The sequence below is a fragment of the Burkholderia sp. Bp9031 genome (assembly GCF_003857965.1).
GTDB classification, from domain to species: domain Bacteria; phylum Pseudomonadota; class Gammaproteobacteria; order Burkholderiales; family Burkholderiaceae; genus Burkholderia; species Burkholderia ambifaria_A.
In genome coordinates, this window is sequence record NZ_QTPW01000004.1 from 166345 (window position 1) to 181503 (window position 15159).

The window sequence follows — 15159 nt, forward strand, 5'->3', positions numbered from 1 at the left end:
AAGCGGTCGTCTTACGACAATCGACAGCGAGTCCACCCGGGCACGATGTCGCATCGCGGCCCTCATCATCTCGCAAGCATCAACAATGCGCCGAATACGAGGCAGTGTGCAAGAGCGCGCGGCACCAGCCGCTGCTTCACTTCGTGTCGACGTCGGTGGAGTTAACCCTGTCGCTCCGGATACAGCGTCACACGAAGGTTGCTGAATCCAGCGAGCGCCGGAGCCCGCCAGTCGAGCGGTATTTCAGCGCGCTACGGGGATGCTTCTCGTTGAAATGCTCGGACGCGATGGTCAAGTTGCGTGCCGCAATCGCGGCATCCGGCTTCGGCATGAAGGCGCCGTAGTCGCGCTTCATCGTCCTCACGCAGCTTTCGGCATCCCGTTACTTTGCGTGCTGTACACAGGCATGGCGATTGGCTTCAAGCCGACGGCCCGCTGCGGACCGGCGCGGTGTGGACGGCATGACGCCGCAGTGCTTCGCGCTCAGGTGCGGCAAGATCCCATCCTGCCTACCATTCGGCAATGGTCACGTCGTATTCCTCGTCGTAGAAGGCGACGAGAAACTCCTCAGGCATCAGCCACGAGTCGACGCTCACCGTTTGCGCACCAATGTCAACATCGACTTTCGCGTCGGCATCGACGGTCTTCATCGCATGCTCGATCGTCGAACGATCGTCTGCGTGGATTTCAGTTTTCATCGAGAACTTCACTTTTCACCTCTCCAGTCAACAACGTTCCAACAAAGCAGTTCCTCTCGGCTCGTAGGCGCCATGCCACGATGTGCCTACCGTCCGGCCGCGCACCCACCGCCGAATGAATCTGTCGGAAAAACTATAGGATCAAACCTCGGTGTCACCAACCTGGCTAGGCTCAATTCACTTTTTACAGCGCGTAACCAAGGCGCACCTTCGAATACAACGATGCCAACTTTCATGTCGTGATCTTCATGGGTGTAACCCTGCTTCCGTTCGTACAGCCAGCCCACGCCGGATCGATACAAACCGACTCGACACCATGTTCGGAACCGCCCCGCCATGGATCGGTTTGCTTCATTCCCTGCTCAACCCGCATGGCTCGCGCGATCACGCGACGCACCACGCGTCGCTGCCTGCTTTGCACCGATCGCGAGCGAATCCATTTCGTTCTGCTCGATGATCTTCGTGATCTCGGCATCGGCTTGTGCACCATACTGCTCGAACACGCCGGTGCGATAAGTCGTTTTCACGGCGGCACCAAGCTGCGTGCCGGAATCGTCGTGCGTATCGGCATCGACCACCATCGACAGCCCGATTCGCAGCGGATGCGCTGCGAGCTCGCGTGAATCCAGCTGGATGCGTACCGGAAGACGCTGCACGACCTTGATCCAGTTGCCCGTCGCGTTTTGCGCCGGCAACGTGGCAAACGCGCCGCCGGTGCCGGCAGAGAACCCCTCGATCCTGCCGTGATACTTGATGCTCGAACCGTACACATCGGCCGTCAGCGTGACCGGCTGGCCGATCCGCATCCGCGTGAGCTGCACTTCCTTGAAGTTCGCATCGACCCATACGCCGTCGAGCGGCACGATCGCCATCAGCGGCGTGCCGGGCGACACACGTTGGCCGACCTGGACCGACCGTTTCGCTACATAGCCCGTCACCGGTGCCGGCAACGTATTGCGCGCGTAAGCGAGATAGGCATCCCTGACTTTCGACGCCGCCGCCTGCACGTCAGGATGCTGTCCGACGGTCGTGCGGTCGGTCAGCGCGTGATTCGCGCCGGCTTGCTGGCGCGCCGCATCGCGTGCGGCCTGGGCAGCCTTGACGGCATCGCGAGCGTGGGCGATATCTTCAGCGGAAACGGCGCCCGTGCCCGCAACGGCCTCGCGCCGCCGCAGATCATCGTTGGCGCGAGCGAGATCCGACTCGCGTTGCGCCACATTCGCCGCATAGAAGTCGTTGTTCACATACAGGCTGCTCACGCGGCGCACGGTCTGGCCAAGGGCCGCCTCGGCATTCACCAGCGCGATCTTCGCATCGGCCGGATCGAGCGTGACGACCGGGTCGCCTGCCTTCACGATCTGCGTGTCGTCCGCATTGACGGCGACCACCGTTCCGGTGACTTGCGGCGTCAGTTGCACCAGGTTGCCGCTCACGTACGCATCGTCGGTCGCCTGGTAATAGCGGCCGACGGTGAAATAGTAGGCCGCATACGCAGCCCCCGTTACCGTGACGACCGCCCCCAGGAGGGCAAGCAGGCGCTTGCGCTTGCCCGGAGGCGTCGCGCCGGCGTCCTGGCCGGCCGGATCGGCTTGCGCGCCGCGGTTGCTTGCGCCGCCGCGGTCAACCGTTTCGTGGTCGGGCGTGAGGGTATCGCTCATGTCAAATCTCCTTGCCGGTAAGTGAACGTGCCGTTCAACGCGCGGCGACGACGGGATGGGTGGATGCGGCAGCATCCGCACTGACGGTATCGGCCGACGTGTCGACGTAGCCGCCGCCGAGCGCCGACGCGAGTGCAATCTGCTGGTCGCGGCGGTTCATCTTCAGGTTCGCAACGGCTTCGTCAGCATTCAGCGCCGTGACATCGGCACTGAGCACGGTCAACTGGTTGGTCAGGCCGGCCTTGTACTGCGTGATCGCCAGCCGATCGGCGTCCTGTGCGGCCTGCCGTGCCGCGTTTGCATCGACGAGTTGCGCGTCGCTCGAGCGGATCTGCGCGAGCTGCGTCGCAACGTCGCTCAGCGCGCCAACCAGCGTTTGGTTGTAGGTGGCCACCGCGTAGTCGAACTCGGCATAGCGCCCTTTCAGTTGCGCGCGCAGTGCGCCTGCATCGAAGATCGGCAGGTGGATCGCCGGTCCGGCCGACGCCGTGCGGCTTGCTGCGCTCAGGAAACGGCCAAAGCCGAACGCGTCGAGGCCGATCGCGGCGCTCAGGTTGATGTCCGGATAGAACTCCGCCTTCGCCTCCTTGACCTGGTGCGTCATCGCGTCGACACGCCAGCGCGCGGCGACGAGGTCCGGACGACGGCTCACCAGGTCAGCCGGCAGGTTGTCCGGCAGCCGCACGTCGTTGCCAATGCCGAGCGCCGGCCGCTCGATCGCAAGGCCGCGATCCGGTCCTGCGCCGAGCAGCGCAGCCAACTGGTAGCGCGTGGTCAGAATGCTGCCGTCGAGTGCGGTGACACGGGCGCGGCTCGTTGCAAGATTCGCCTGCGCGGTCTTACGCTCCACCTCCGTATCGAGGCCGGTCGCGATACGGCCGGCCGTGATGCGATCGATCTGCTCGCGGCGCGCGACTTCCTGTTGCGCGATGTCGCGCAGCACGTAAAGGCGGGCCAGCTGGTTGTAGGTACGCGCGATGGCGGTGTTCAACGTGAGCGTGACGAATTCAACGTCCGCCTTGCTCGCTTGCGCCTGCGACACGGCCGCCCTCAGGGCTTCGCGGTTCTTGCCCCACAGGTCGAGGTCGTACGACGCGCTCAGCAGGCCCTTGTTCTCGGTCCGCCAGGAACCGGCATACGGCGGCGGGACCATCGCCGTGCTGCTGTACTGCTGGCGCGTCAGCGAGTAGCTCGCATCGACGCGCGGCAGTGTGCTCGCGTTCGACGCTTCGGCGAAGGCCTGCGCCTGGGCCACCCGCGCACGAGCCTGTTCGATCGTCGGACTGCCACGCAGCGCCTCGGCGATCAGCGCCTTCAGTTGCGCATCGCCGAACTGGTCGGCCCAGTCGGCAGCCGGCCAGCCGCCTTGCTCGGCCGGCAGGCTGCGGGCCGTATCGAGCTGTTGCGGCGCCACGATCCGCTTGTCGCTATGGATGCCCGCATAGTTTGCACATGCCGACAGTACCGCCACGAAGATCGCCGACACGCCCAGTTTCAATGCGCGGGCGCCGAGGTTGGATCCATTTATCTGCGATTTCATTTTCTGACCCGTCAGATTAATGATTCAAAAAAAGGCGGGCACGCCCGCCGCGCTCACTCGCCGATGAACTTGTGAAGCAAGCGAGACAGCTCTGCGAACTCGGCCTTCGTGAAGTTGCGCAGCCGGGCGTTCAACACATGCGGCGCGACTTCCGGAATCCGGGCCGCGACTTCCTCGCCCTTCTCCGTCAACGTGAGATTGACCACGCGGCGGTCGTCCGCGTCGCGGGAACGTTCCAGCAGTCCCTTCGCTTCCAGCTTGTCCAGCATGCGCGTCATCAGGCCCGTGTCGATCCCGAGCAGCTTCGACAGCTCGAACGGCGTGGCGGCCATGCCGCTGCGCATCGACAGCAGAATGCCCATTTGCTGGCTGGTGATGTCGAGGTCCTTGAGCGCCGCGTCCATTTCGGCAACGATCAGGTTGCGCGCCTTGCTCAGCATGAATCCGACACTATGCGTGAGCGTGAAGCTTTTGATCGTGTAATGGTCCATGGTGCCGTCCTATGTGATTGATATTGACAATAACTGCAATGTCAGAGTTTGTCAAGCTGGATTTCCGAATGCCACGCCCGGTGTGTCGCGTTGCCCGGATTCGCGTCGGTCAGTGGCCGCCGGCACCCGCGGCGCCCGCGCCAGCGCCCTTGCCCGGCTTGGTCACCCAGATCAGCGGGACGATCACGACAAAGATCACGCCCGATATCCAGAAGATGTCGTTCAGGCCCAGCATGGTCGCTTGTGCGTTGAGCGACGCTTCGAAGAAGGCTGTCGCCTTGGCGGTACCGGCGCCGAGCACCGTCTGCAGATTGGCGATACCGGCAACGTAGGTCGGGTTGCCCACGTCCGTTTGCTCGGCGAGCCGCGCATGATGGAGGATCGTCCGGTCGTTCCAGCCGGTGCTCAACAGCGACGTCCCGACCGCGCCGGCGAAAATGCGCACGAAGTTGGACAGGCCGGCCGCCGCCGGAATCTTCTCGGGCGGAAGCCCCGACAGGATGATGCCCGTGAGCGGCGTGAAGAAGAGCGCGGTGGGAATGCCTTGCAGCAACGTCGGCAGCACCAGCGTCCACGCGTCGACGCCGGTCGTATAGTTCGAGCGCATGAAAAACACGCCCGCGAAGCCAACGAAGGCCAGCGTGGCGAGCACCCGCATATCGGAGCGCGGCATGATCTTGCCCATCACGGGAGCCAGGATCACCGCGAAGATGCCCAGCGGCGCCGTCACGAGCCCCGCATCCACCGCGCGGTAGCCGAGAAAGCCCTGGATCCACTGCGGCAGGATCACCAGGTTCGCGAAGAAGATCGCGTAAGCGACCGATATCGCGACCGTGCCGCCGAGAAAGTTGCGCCCGGCGAAAAGTCGCAGGTCGACGATCGGCTTTGCCTCGGTAAACTCCCAGATCAGGAAGAACACGAAGCTGATTGCCGCCATGATGGTCAGCGCCCAGATCACCGGCGAATTGAACCAGTCGAGGTCCTTGCCCTTGTCGAGCATGATCTGCAGCGACGCGACCCATGCGATCAGCGAGATCAGCCCCACCTTGTCGATCGGAAGCTTGCGCGCGGGCGTATCGCGATCCCGGTAGATCGCCCAGACCGTGCCGGCGGCGAACAGGCCGACCGGCACGTTGATGTAGAAGATCCACGACCAGCTGTAGCTGTCGGTGATCCAGCCGCCCAGCGCCGGCCCGGCGATCGGCCCAACCGTCGCGGTCATCGCCCACAGCGACAGCGCGCTCGAGCTCTTGTCCTTTGGAAAGGACGCCAGCAGCAGCGCCTGCGACAGCGGCACCAGCGGCCCCGCCACCGCGCCTTGCACGATCCGCGCGGCGAGCAGCACGAACAGGTTCGGCGCAAGCCCGCACGCCGCGGACGACAGCACGAACAGCAGAATCGCCCAAACGAACAGCTTCACTTGCCCCACCCGCTGCGTGAGCCACCCGGTCAGCGGAATCGACACCGCGTTGGCCGCGGCGAACAGCGTAATGACCCACGTCCCTTCGTCGATCGACACGCCGAGGTTGCCGGAGAGCGTCGGAATCGCGACGTTCGCGATCGACGAATCCAGCACGTTCATGAAAGTGGCGAGCGCCACGGCGAACGTGCCGAGTGCGAACCTGACGCCGGTCAGCGGCGCCGGCACACGAGGTTGGGGCGACGAATTCATGTTGCATCCTTTAGTCTGAAATCGAACTGCCTGTCATGGGGCGGAAAATATCTGATATGTCAGATATTTGGATAAAAAATTTCGCGTCAGCCTTCGAGCAATTTGCAAACGAGCCTGCTCAATGCATCGAAGTCGGATTGCGTAAAGTGCGCGAGCCGCCGTCTCCGTATCTCGGGGATGACTTGCGCGCTTCGGGCGATGGTTTCCCACCCTTCTTGCGTCAACGAAACGTCGACCACGCGTCGATCCTTGTCGCTGCGGGCGCGTTCCACCAGGCCGCGACTTTTCAGCACGTCCAGCAACCGGGTCATGCGGCCGGGGTCGACGCCAACCAACTTCGCCAGCGCGGCCGGCGACCGCGCATTGTCGTACGCCAGCGTCAGCAGAATGCCCAGTTGCCGCGCATCGATTCCGACTTCCGCGAGCCCCGTGTCCAGTTCCGCAGTCACCCTGTTGCAGGCCTTGCCGAGGGCGATGAGGAAAGGCTGGGTTCGCTCGGATAGTTCGTTGACCAGCTCGGTCATCGGCCACCTCCATTTTCTGACATGTAACATATCTGACATTGCAGATACATGCAAGAATTTTTTGAGGGGCGCGAAGCAGTCGTGCCGATGCTGCCCCGGAAGGAACGCCGACGGGATTTCCTTTCCGGTTTCGGCCTTTCCGAGGGCCGGGTCACGCCCGGCCGGACTCGCACAGCGCCGCCTTGTCGGCATCCAGCGCTTCCGGAACGTATTCCCGGAGGAAATCGACGAACGTCCTGATCTTCGCGTCGAGGTATTGGCGCGACGCGTACAGCACGTAGGCGGTCAGCGTCTGTAACTGATATTCGGGCAAGACGCGCACCAGCGCGCCGCTGCGAAGCGCCGGCAACGCCGTCGACAACGGGAGCGCACCGATGCCGATGCCATCCCGCAACGCAGCCCCGAGCGCGTCCGGCACGTTGACCTGAAAGTCCGCCGACGGCAGCTTGAACGTTTCCCGACCATTGGGGCCGTCCAGATGCCAGTGATCGCGCGGAAACACGGACGTGACGATCTGCAGGCACGCGTGCCCGTCGAGCTCCGGCACCGTGCTCGGCGTGCCGTGCGCGCTCAGGTAGGCCGGCGCCGCGCACAGCACGCTGTGTACGGTGCCGAGCCGATGCGACACGAGGCCAGAGTCGGGCAGATCCGACGAACTCAATTGAAATGACACGTCGTAACCCTCATCGAGCAGATCGGGCACATGATGCGACAACGTCAACTCGACGGATACCGAAGGATTGCGTTCCCGGTAGCGCACGACCGCCGGCACGACGTACGTCTGGCCGAAACCCGTCGTCGCGTGCACATGCAGCTTGCCGGACGGCCGGGCCTGCGCATCCGCGGCCTCCGCTTCGGCCTCGTCGATGTACGCGAGAATCCGCTCGCATCGCTCCAGATATCGCTGCCCCGCCTCGGTCAGCGCGATGCGACGTGTGCTGCGCTGGAGCAGGCGTGTGCGCAAGTGCGTCTCCAACTGCGCGATCGATCTCGATGCATAGGCGGTGGTGATGTCCTGGCGCCGAGCGGCGCCGGTGAAGCTGCCCTCTTCCGCAATGCCGACAAAGATCCGCATCATTTGCAGCGTGTCCATCGACGCTTCCCTCAAATGAAATCACCCTGCGCCCGATTTTATCCGGTCCTCGACAACGACCCGGCATGGGGAACAGTCGGTGGCGCGCACATCGCCTCCGACTCGCCCCGGCTGCGTCCTTACTCGTCAATCGCCGCGTGCAGGAACTTCTCCTGGCGCGCGATGTGCATCGACTTGTAACCGGGTGCGGTCGATGCCGTTGCCTCGGGTCCGATATAGCGCAACGTGACAGGCGCCTTCACGATGTCCAGCAGCTGTTCCAGCACAAAATTCCACGAACCCTGGTTTTTCGACTCTTCCTGACACCAGACAACACACTTCAGATTCGGATAGTGCTTCAGCGCCGAACGGATCTGCGTGGTGGGGAACGGATACAACTGTTCAACGCGGATCAACGCGATATTGTCCTTTTGCGCCTTGCGCCGGCGCTCCAGAAGTTCGTAATAGACCTTGCCCGAACACAGGATGACCCGGTCCACCCTGGACGCCGCTTCGGCCGTAGGCGATTCCGCCAGAATCTCGTTGAATCGGCCTTGGGCGAGATCGTCCAGGCTGCTGACGGCCTCCGGATGGCGCAGAAGCGACTTGGGCGTCATCACGACCAGCGGAACGCGATCGTGCAGCACGGCCTGCATCCGCAGCAGGTGGAAGATCTGGGCCGGTGTCGTAGGCTGAACCACCCGCATGTTGTTCTGTGCACACAGTTGCAAATAGCGCTCGAGACGCGCGGACGCGTGCTCCGGCCCCTCCCCCTCCTGACCGTGCGGAAGCAGCATCGTTAGGCCGCTATGTTGCCCCCACTTTGCAGCGCCCGCTGACAGAAAGTTGTCGATCACGACTTGCGCGCCGTTCGCGAAGTCGCCGAACTGTGCCTCCCACAATACGAGCGAGTTCTGTCGAACAATCGAGTATCCGTACTCGAAACCCAGAACCGCAGCCTCCGACAGAACCGAGTTGGTGACCGAAAATCGTCCTTGGTCTTCCGACACATGATGCAACGGGACGTACGTGCCTTCCGCCCGAATCGACCGCTTCTGATCATGGAGCACCGCGTGACGATGGCTGAACGTGCCACGTTCACTGTCCTGCCCACTCAAACGCACGTCAATGCCAGCGGCGAGAAGCGAGGCAAAGGCCAGATGCTCGGCCATCCCCCAATCCAGCAGACGCTTGCCTTCCGCCATCTCGCGACGCGCAGTCATCACTTTTCCCACCAGCGGATGCAGCGAGACCTGCTCGGGAATGCGCGTGATGTTGTGTGCGAGTCGATGAACGAGATCCGGCAAGGGCGGCGCGTAATAGATACGGCCGACGTTTCCATCGAGCAGTTGCGGCCAGCTCACTTCTTCGCTCTTTTGATCGGCCGGCTTCCTCTCTTCAGCGGTTTGCGCGGCGTCGAGACGCTCACGGTAGTCATGGACATACTTCTCCACGTCTTCCGCCGTCAGAATCCGCTCGTCCACCAATTTCCTTGCATAGAGCGCGCGGGCACCCGGGTGGCTCGCGATGGAGCGATACATCAACGGTTGCGTGATGTTCGGCGTGTCCTGTTCCTGGTGGCCATGGCGGCGGAAGCAAACCAGCTCGATCACGACGCTCTTGCCGAACGTCGCACGAAAATCGATTGCCAGGCGTGTTGCGGCAACGACCGCCTCGGGGTCGTCGCCATTGACGTGCAGGATCGGCGCCTCGATCATCTTGGCAATGTCGGTGCAATAGAACGACGACCGGACATCTCGCGGGTCCGAAGTGGTAAAGCCAACCTGGTTGTTCACCACCACATGTATCGTGCCGCCCGTGCCGTAGCCCCGGGTATTCGACAGGTTCATCGTCTCCATGACGATGCCCTGCCCCGAAATCGCGGCGTCGCCGTGAATCTCCACCGGCAGGACCGCACTCGCACCTTGCCCCAATACTTCGGCGCGCGCACGCGCGATTCCCTGGACAACCGGGTTCACGATTTCCAGGTGCGACGGATTGAATGCGAGCGTGACCTCCGCCGGCCCGGTTGCCGTCGGGAGCAGGCCGGTAAAGCCCTTGTGATACTTGACGTCGCCCGCCGGAAGAAGATTCGCGGTTTTTCCCTCGAACTCGTCGAACAGCGCAGCTGGCGGCTTCCCGACGATATTGACGAGAACGTTCAGGCGTCCACGGTGCGCCATGCCGAGAATCGAGCTCTTGATGCCCCTCGTCGCGCCATATGCAACCAGTTCATCCAGCAGGACGATGAGCGACTCGCCCCCCTCGAGCGAAAAGCGCTTCTGACCGACATAGCGCGCATGCAGGTATTTCTCGAGACCTTCGGCGGCCGTCAGCCGTTCGAGGATGTGCAGCTTGTCACCGTTATCCAGGCTCGCGCTCGAACGCGACGACTCGAGACGCATGGGCCACCAGTCGCGCTGCTCCGGATCGGCCAGATGCATGAACTCGGCGCCCAGCGTGCCGCAATATGTCTTCGTCAGCGCCTGCACCAGATCGCCGAGCGTCGCGTCTTCGTCCGGGAAATGCGTGCCCGACATGCTGAACGTCGTGTTCAGGTCCGCCTGGGACAGATCGTAGTAAGTCGGGTTCAATTCGGGCACGGGCACCGGCGCCGTCCAGCGCAGCGGGTCCAGATGCGCATTGCGGGTGCCTACCATGCGATAGGCCGAAATCAAGGCCTGCACGGCGACCTGCTTCCGGGCAAAACCGAGTACCTCGCTTTCCGAACGTCCGCCAGTGCGCGCCTTCTTGGCCAACTCGACGAAACGAGACACGACGGGTGCGTGCGCAACATCGCCGGCACCCGATCCGTCAGCCGCCGGGACGCCCTGCAACGCGTCGAAATAATCGCGCCACTCGGCCGACACCGTGTTTGGGTCTGCGAGGTACGCCTCGTATTGCTCCTCGACATAAGAAGCATTGCCTCCGAACAGGAAGGAGGTACTCCGGTTCCGCATCGTCATGATGACTTTGTCCTCAGTCAGGCTCACGCCCGATATCTGCCACGAATGTATCCAAGGCAGCACCCGCTCCCGCCTTGGCCGAGCCAATGCATTCACAGGCACACGAAGACAAAGATCCACATCCGAAAGGAGGCAAGAGCTCGTGCCACCCAGTTCGCGTCAATTCGTGCAAGACCCCGTGACTCAAGCCACCGGGTTCCCGTGCCCGCCAGGACCAGCCGTCTCCTGACCGCTGGTAAGGACAGTTTAGGTTCTGCGGGTTTTCACTGACGCGTTAGCTACGACAGTTTCGGGACATTCAGCATTCATTTCCGGACATCGCGCCAAGATCACCGGAAATTCACAAGCATTGCAGATGAACTCGTCGTTCGTTTAATCCCGTTTCTGCGAGAGATCAGGGACATGACCGCGAGCCCCGAGGTCGAGCAATGGCTGAACACGAAATATGGCGTTGAAAGCGCCTTGTACCAGCACCTGTCTTGACTGGTTATCAGCGGCGTGCAAGAGGGCTGCGCTATCATTCAGGCAGCGAGCTGGACGCTGTACGAGGCGCTGTAGTACGACACGCAGAGGATTCGCAGCTTCGACTGGAGCAGTTATCCGATCCTGCGCTTCTCGGTGCCGCCGCACGGCCCGAGAGTCCACCTGATCAATCGTCCCGGCGCGCCGTTCCTCGGCGCGGCCGGCGTATCGATGGGGCCGACTGCCGGCGCACTCGCCAACGCAATCTTCCGTGCGACTGGCCAGCACATGCGCGACATGCCGTTCGCCGGTGACGAACTCATGAAACACATCGACGCCAAGACGCCTCGATGCATGAAAACTCACTGACGCACCGGCGCGCTCCGGTGCCGACGATTCGCCGCGAGGGGATCCGCCACTCATGGACACACTGCTTTCGATGCGCATGTTTACACGCATCGTTGAAACGGGCAGCCTCACGCGCGCAGCGGACACATCAGGTCTGACGACACCGCGCGTGTCCGCGCTGCTGCGTACACTGGAACAGCATCTCGGCTGTCGGCTGTTGAACCGCACGACCCGCAGGCTGTCGCTGACCGAGGATGGGCAGGCCTACTACGAACGCTGTGTCGCGGTGCTGCGCGAGATCGACGAGATGGAGGCGTCGATGTCTCACTCGCGCAATGCGCCACGCGGCCGCCTGAAGGTGAACCTGCCATCTGCGATGGCCAAGCGGATCGTGGTTCCCGCACTGCCCGCCTTTCTCGTCGCCCATCCGGACATCACGGTGTAACTCGGCGTGACCGATCGCCAGATCGACCTCGTCGGCGAGGGTGTCGACTGTGTCGTGCGGGTCGGCGCGCTCGACGACTCCGGGATGATCGCGAAGCGCATCGGCAGTCTCACGACCTGCACGTGCGCGTCGCCGTCGTATCTCGAACGATTCGGCGTCCCGGAAACGATCGACGACCTGACCCAACACATCGCGGTCAGCCACGTGTCGGCCGACACCGGCCGGCCGCGGAGCTGGGATTTCGTCGTCGACGGCGACACGCACATCGTGCAGATGCGCGGCACGGTCGCGGTCAACGAGGCGGATACCTACATCGCATGCGGACTCGCGGGCCTCGGATTGATCAAGACCACGCTGTTTTTCGTCGAGCCGTATCTGAAATCCGGCGCGTTGCAGGAGGTACTGCCCAAGTTCAACCCGCCGCCGCGGCCGATCTCCGTGCTGTATCCGCCGAATCGGCACATACCGGCCAAGCTGAAGCTCTTCGTCGACTGGCTCGCCAGCGTATACGCGCAAATCCCGACACTTCAGGGCAAGCGATGCTGAGCGGCGGCGGACACGCACAGCACGTATCTTCATTTCGGGACAAAAAAGGTTCATCGCGGGAAACCGTGGCGCCTTGGAGAGTGATTGACCCGCTCCCCGCGTTTAGTACGGTGACGGTGGCCCGTCCAATCCCGCTCGATGCACCCGTGACAAGAATCGATCGGTCAGAAAAATCGAAAATAGTCTTCATCTCGCGCTCACGCCGGTTGTAACCGATGCATGATCGGCTTCAAAGCCGGATACAGATCGGTATAAACGCCAAAGCGCTGCTCATAGAGAACCATCCGCGCGGCGTCTGGTTGCGCGCGGGCGGTCAACGTCACCCATCCGTCCTGCGCCTCTTCACGCGAAATCAATCCGATCCCAACCGCTGCGAGCAACGCCGCCCCCATCGCCGCTTCCACCTCCTGCTCGATTGTATAAACCGGATAGCCCGTAATGTCGGCAATGATCTGCATCCACAAATCCGAATGCGCGGCGCCGCCGACCACAATCAATTTTTCGTCCAGCGATTGCGCGCCTTTGCGCCCCGCTTCGATGTTGTGCTTCAATGCAAACGACACGCCCTCGAGTACCGCTCGATACAAATGCGCACGCGTGTGAAACAGGCTCAAGCCGACAAACGCACCGCTCGCCCTGGCATCCCACACCGGACTGCGTTCGCCCATCAAATACGGCAAAAACATCACGCCGTCGGCACCTGGCGGAATCACCGAAGCGGCTTCTTCGAGCAAACGATGCGGATCACCATGCGGCGTCGCGCGTGCCGCTTCAGTCTCCGCCTGGCAAAACTGCTCGCGATACCACGTGACCGAAGCGCCCGCCGTAATCGCGCCGCCGAACACATAGATATCGCGCTCGCCGTTGAACACATGCGGCATGCTGATCAAGCCATGCCGCGCATCCACGCGCTGATTGATATACCCCCAGCACATGCTGGTGCCGATCATCGCGACGTGCTGCCCCGCGCGCGTAACGCCTGCGGCAAACGTCGCCACCGCCGCATCGACGCCACCGGCGACGATGGCCGTACCCGCTTCCAGTGCAAGCTGTTCTGTCCACTGCGATAGCAATCCGCCCACCACGTCCGACGACGCCACCAGTCGTTCCGGAAACATCGTGGCGGGAATGCCGAGCATATCGAGTGCTTCGTTGGACCAGTCGCGCCTGGCAATGTCGTAGATGCCGCCAATATTGCCCGCCGAACTGTGGTCGACAGCGACTTCGCCGGTCAGCATGTAGATCACGTACGCGTTGGGTGGCAGGAAGTAACGCGTATGCGCCCACACATCCGGCTCGTGTTCGCGCAGCCACAACATCTTCGTATAGCCGTAATAGCTGTCCACGCCGTTGCCGGTGATCATGTAGAGGCGTTCGAGATCGACGTGGTTGCGTACCCATTCGACCTGATCGGTCGCACGCCGGTCCATCCAGATCAGACACGGATAGAGCGGCCGCATGTCGCGATCGACTGGAATGCCGGAGCCTCCATAGAGACTACTCACACACACCGCCTTGATCGACTTTGCCGCGATGCCCGCCTCCTTTGCCTTCCCGACGCACGCAGCGATGCACTCCACCACCGCGTTCAACCAGACCGCCGGCCACTGCTCGGCCCATAGCGGCCTGGGCGTATCCGGCTGATAGCTCGACGCATGCTGCGCGACGATCGCGCCGTACTGATCGACCAGCAACGCTTTCGTGCTCTGCGTGCCGATATCGACGCCGATGACGTAGTCCATAGAGTCTCCATAAGGTGCTGCTTTTGGTGTCGGAACGCTCCGGCGCACGGCTTCATGAATACCAAACCGCCCCAGGAATCCTTAGGCCGTTTTACGACGGCTGTAATACTCGATCAGCGAAATATTTGAGCATCGAGATGCCTGCTATTGACACGCGTTGTTATAATTCTCTCATCTTATGACTCTATTCTAACGTTCGGGCGAGCCTTTCTCCGGCGGCCCGCACGCTCCCCGCCAGATGGCCAAAATCGATCGCTTGCGCCTGCTTGCCGACACCTTGAAAGCGCAAGGTGTCCTGCATCTGCGCGATGCCGCCACGCTGCTTCAGGTATCCGAGATGACCGTGCGACGCGACATCGCCGCGACGCCAGGTCAGTTCACCTATCTGGGGGGCTATATCGTCAGCGCGAGTGACGTGCCCAACGCCTCGGGCTACACCATCGAGCACGAAAAAGACCACTTCGCGCAAGCGAAGGCCGAGGCGTCCGCTGTTGCCGCGAGCCTGCTCGCGAACGACGAAACCATCTTTATCGATTGTGGGACGACGCTTGTCGCACTCGCACGCCTGATCCCCGCAGATATGCGTCTAACGGTGGTGTGCTATTCGCTGAACGTCGCAGAAGTCTTACGGCGCAAACCGAACGTGCGGATGATTTTGCTGGGCGGAGAGTACATGCCGTCGTCGGACTCGTTTGCGAGCGACGAGAGCGTCGAGACGTTGCGGCGAATGGGGATCAACAAGGCGTTTCTATCGGCCGGCGGCGTCGACGAAGCACGCGGCGTGACTTGCTGGAATTTTCACGAGGTGGCGATCAAACAGGCGGCGATGGCGAGCGCCGTCGAACGTCACCTGGTGGTCGATCAGAGCAAGATCGGCAAGGTCAAGGCAGTACGATTTTCCCGGCTCGACGAGTTCGATTCGATCATGACCGAGTTCGGGCAAACGGTGCGCGAGCGGCAAGCAGGCTGACCTGAAGCCGCGCGCGGTTCGTCTC

General features: G+C 62.4%; 10 protein-coding genes and 4 pseudogenes. 3 read left to right on the forward strand and 11 right to left on the reverse strand.

Going from position 1 to position 15159, the window contains the following annotated elements:
- Nucleotides 1–187 precede the first annotated feature (187 nt).
- The 9 genes and pseudogenes from DIE15_RS07420 to DIE15_RS07460 all read right to left on the reverse strand — a co-directional run.
- Nucleotides 188–429: pseudogene (locus DIE15_RS07420) on the reverse strand (integrase core domain-containing protein); the annotation flags it as partial.
- A gap of 80 nt (nt 430–509) precedes the next feature.
- Nucleotides 510–710 carry a copper chaperone gene (locus DIE15_RS07425; RefSeq protein ID WP_124832807.1) on the reverse strand — a complete coding sequence of 67 codons (201 nt, stop codon included), beginning with the start codon at nt 708–710 and terminating at the stop codon, nt 510–512.
- A gap of 350 nt (nt 711–1060) precedes the next feature.
- Nucleotides 1061–2356, reverse strand: coding sequence for an HlyD family efflux transporter periplasmic adaptor subunit (locus DIE15_RS07430; protein WP_124832808.1), 1296 nt, complete (start codon nt 2354–2356; stop codon nt 1061–1063).
- Nucleotides 2357–2390: 34 nt separating this feature from the next.
- A complete protein-coding gene (locus DIE15_RS07435; protein WP_124832809.1) occupies nt 2391–3896 on the reverse strand; it encodes an efflux transporter outer membrane subunit in 1506 nt (501 codons plus the stop codon).
- Nucleotides 3897–3949: 53 nt separating this feature from the next.
- Nucleotides 3950–4387, reverse strand: a complete 438-nt coding sequence (locus DIE15_RS07440; RefSeq protein WP_057923896.1) for a MarR family winged helix-turn-helix transcriptional regulator — start codon at nt 4385–4387, stop codon at nt 3950–3952.
- Between the two features lie 109 nt (nt 4388–4496).
- Entirely contained in the window at nt 4497–6059 is a 1563-nt protein-coding gene (locus DIE15_RS07445) for a DHA2 family efflux MFS transporter permease subunit (RefSeq protein ID WP_057923897.1), read from the reverse strand.
- Between the two features lie 86 nt (nt 6060–6145).
- Entirely contained in the window at nt 6146–6583 is a 438-nt protein-coding gene (locus DIE15_RS07450) for a MarR family winged helix-turn-helix transcriptional regulator (RefSeq protein ID WP_185734381.1), read from the reverse strand.
- Between the two features lie 151 nt (nt 6584–6734).
- Nucleotides 6735–7676 carry a LysR family transcriptional regulator gene (locus DIE15_RS07455; RefSeq protein ID WP_124832811.1) on the reverse strand — a complete coding sequence of 314 codons (942 nt, stop codon included), beginning with the start codon at nt 7674–7676 and terminating at the stop codon, nt 6735–6737.
- Between the two features lie 119 nt (nt 7677–7795).
- A complete protein-coding gene (locus DIE15_RS07460) occupies nt 7796–10621 on the reverse strand; it encodes a 2-oxoglutarate dehydrogenase E1 component (protein WP_124832888.1) in 2826 nt (941 codons plus the stop codon).
- Nucleotides 10622–11137: 516 nt separating this feature from the next.
- Between DIE15_RS07460 and DIE15_RS37515 the strand changes: the two are divergent.
- Both DIE15_RS37515 and DIE15_RS38010 read left to right on the forward strand, forming a co-directional pair.
- Nucleotides 11138–11452, forward strand: a pseudogene (locus DIE15_RS37515) (xanthine dehydrogenase family protein molybdopterin-binding subunit); the annotation flags it as partial.
- A gap of 52 nt (nt 11453–11504) precedes the next feature.
- Nucleotides 11505–12422, forward strand: a pseudogene (locus DIE15_RS38010) (LysR family transcriptional regulator).
- Nucleotides 12423–12524: 102 nt separating this feature from the next.
- Here DIE15_RS38010 and DIE15_RS37530 read toward each other — a convergent pair.
- Both DIE15_RS37530 and DIE15_RS07485 read right to left on the reverse strand, forming a co-directional pair.
- Nucleotides 12525–12612: pseudogene (locus DIE15_RS37530) on the reverse strand (short-chain dehydrogenase); the annotation flags it as partial.
- A 7-nt stretch (nt 12613–12619) separates the two neighbouring features.
- A complete protein-coding gene (locus DIE15_RS07485; protein WP_057923902.1) occupies nt 12620–14164 on the reverse strand; it encodes an FGGY-family carbohydrate kinase in 1545 nt (514 codons plus the stop codon).
- Between the two features lie 238 nt (nt 14165–14402).
- On the opposite strand from DIE15_RS07485, the gene DIE15_RS07490 reads away from it, so the two are divergent.
- Entirely contained in the window at nt 14403–15134 is a 732-nt protein-coding gene (locus DIE15_RS07490; RefSeq protein WP_124832812.1) for a DeoR family transcriptional regulator, read from the forward strand.
- Nucleotides 15135–15159: the final 25 nt, after the last annotated feature.

What these genes read in the sequence shown, in the direction of transcription:
- DIE15_RS07455 (WP_124832811.1), bottom strand. Translation starts at nt 7,676, where the DNA reads ATGGACACGCTGCAAATGATGCGGATCTTTGTCGGCATTGCGGAAGAG.
- DIE15_RS07430 (WP_124832808.1), bottom strand. Translation starts at nt 2,356, where the DNA reads ATGAGCGATACCCTCACGCCCGACCACGAAACGGTTGACCGCGGCGGC.
- DIE15_RS07435 (WP_124832809.1), bottom strand. Translation starts at nt 3,896, where the DNA reads ATGAAATCGCAGATAAATGGATCCAACCTCGGCGCCCGCGCATTGAAA.
- DIE15_RS07490 (WP_124832812.1), top strand. Translation starts at nt 14,403, where the DNA reads ATGGCCAAAATCGATCGCTTGCGCCTGCTTGCCGACACCTTGAAAGCG.
- DIE15_RS07450 (WP_185734381.1), bottom strand. Translation starts at nt 6,583, where the DNA reads ATGACCGAGCTGGTCAACGAACTATCCGAGCGAACCCAGCCTTTCCTC.
- DIE15_RS07460 (WP_124832888.1), bottom strand. Translation starts at nt 10,621, where the DNA reads ATGACGATGCGGAACCGGAGTACCTCCTTCCTGTTCGGAGGCAATGCT.
- DIE15_RS07485 (WP_057923902.1), bottom strand. Translation starts at nt 14,164, where the DNA reads ATGGACTACGTCATCGGCGTCGATATCGGCACGCAGAGCACGAAAGCG.
- DIE15_RS07445 (WP_057923897.1), bottom strand. Translation starts at nt 6,059, where the DNA reads ATGAATTCGTCGCCCCAACCTCGTGTGCCGGCGCCGCTGACCGGCGTC.
- DIE15_RS07440 (WP_057923896.1), bottom strand. Translation starts at nt 4,387, where the DNA reads ATGGACCATTACACGATCAAAAGCTTCACGCTCACGCATAGTGTCGGA.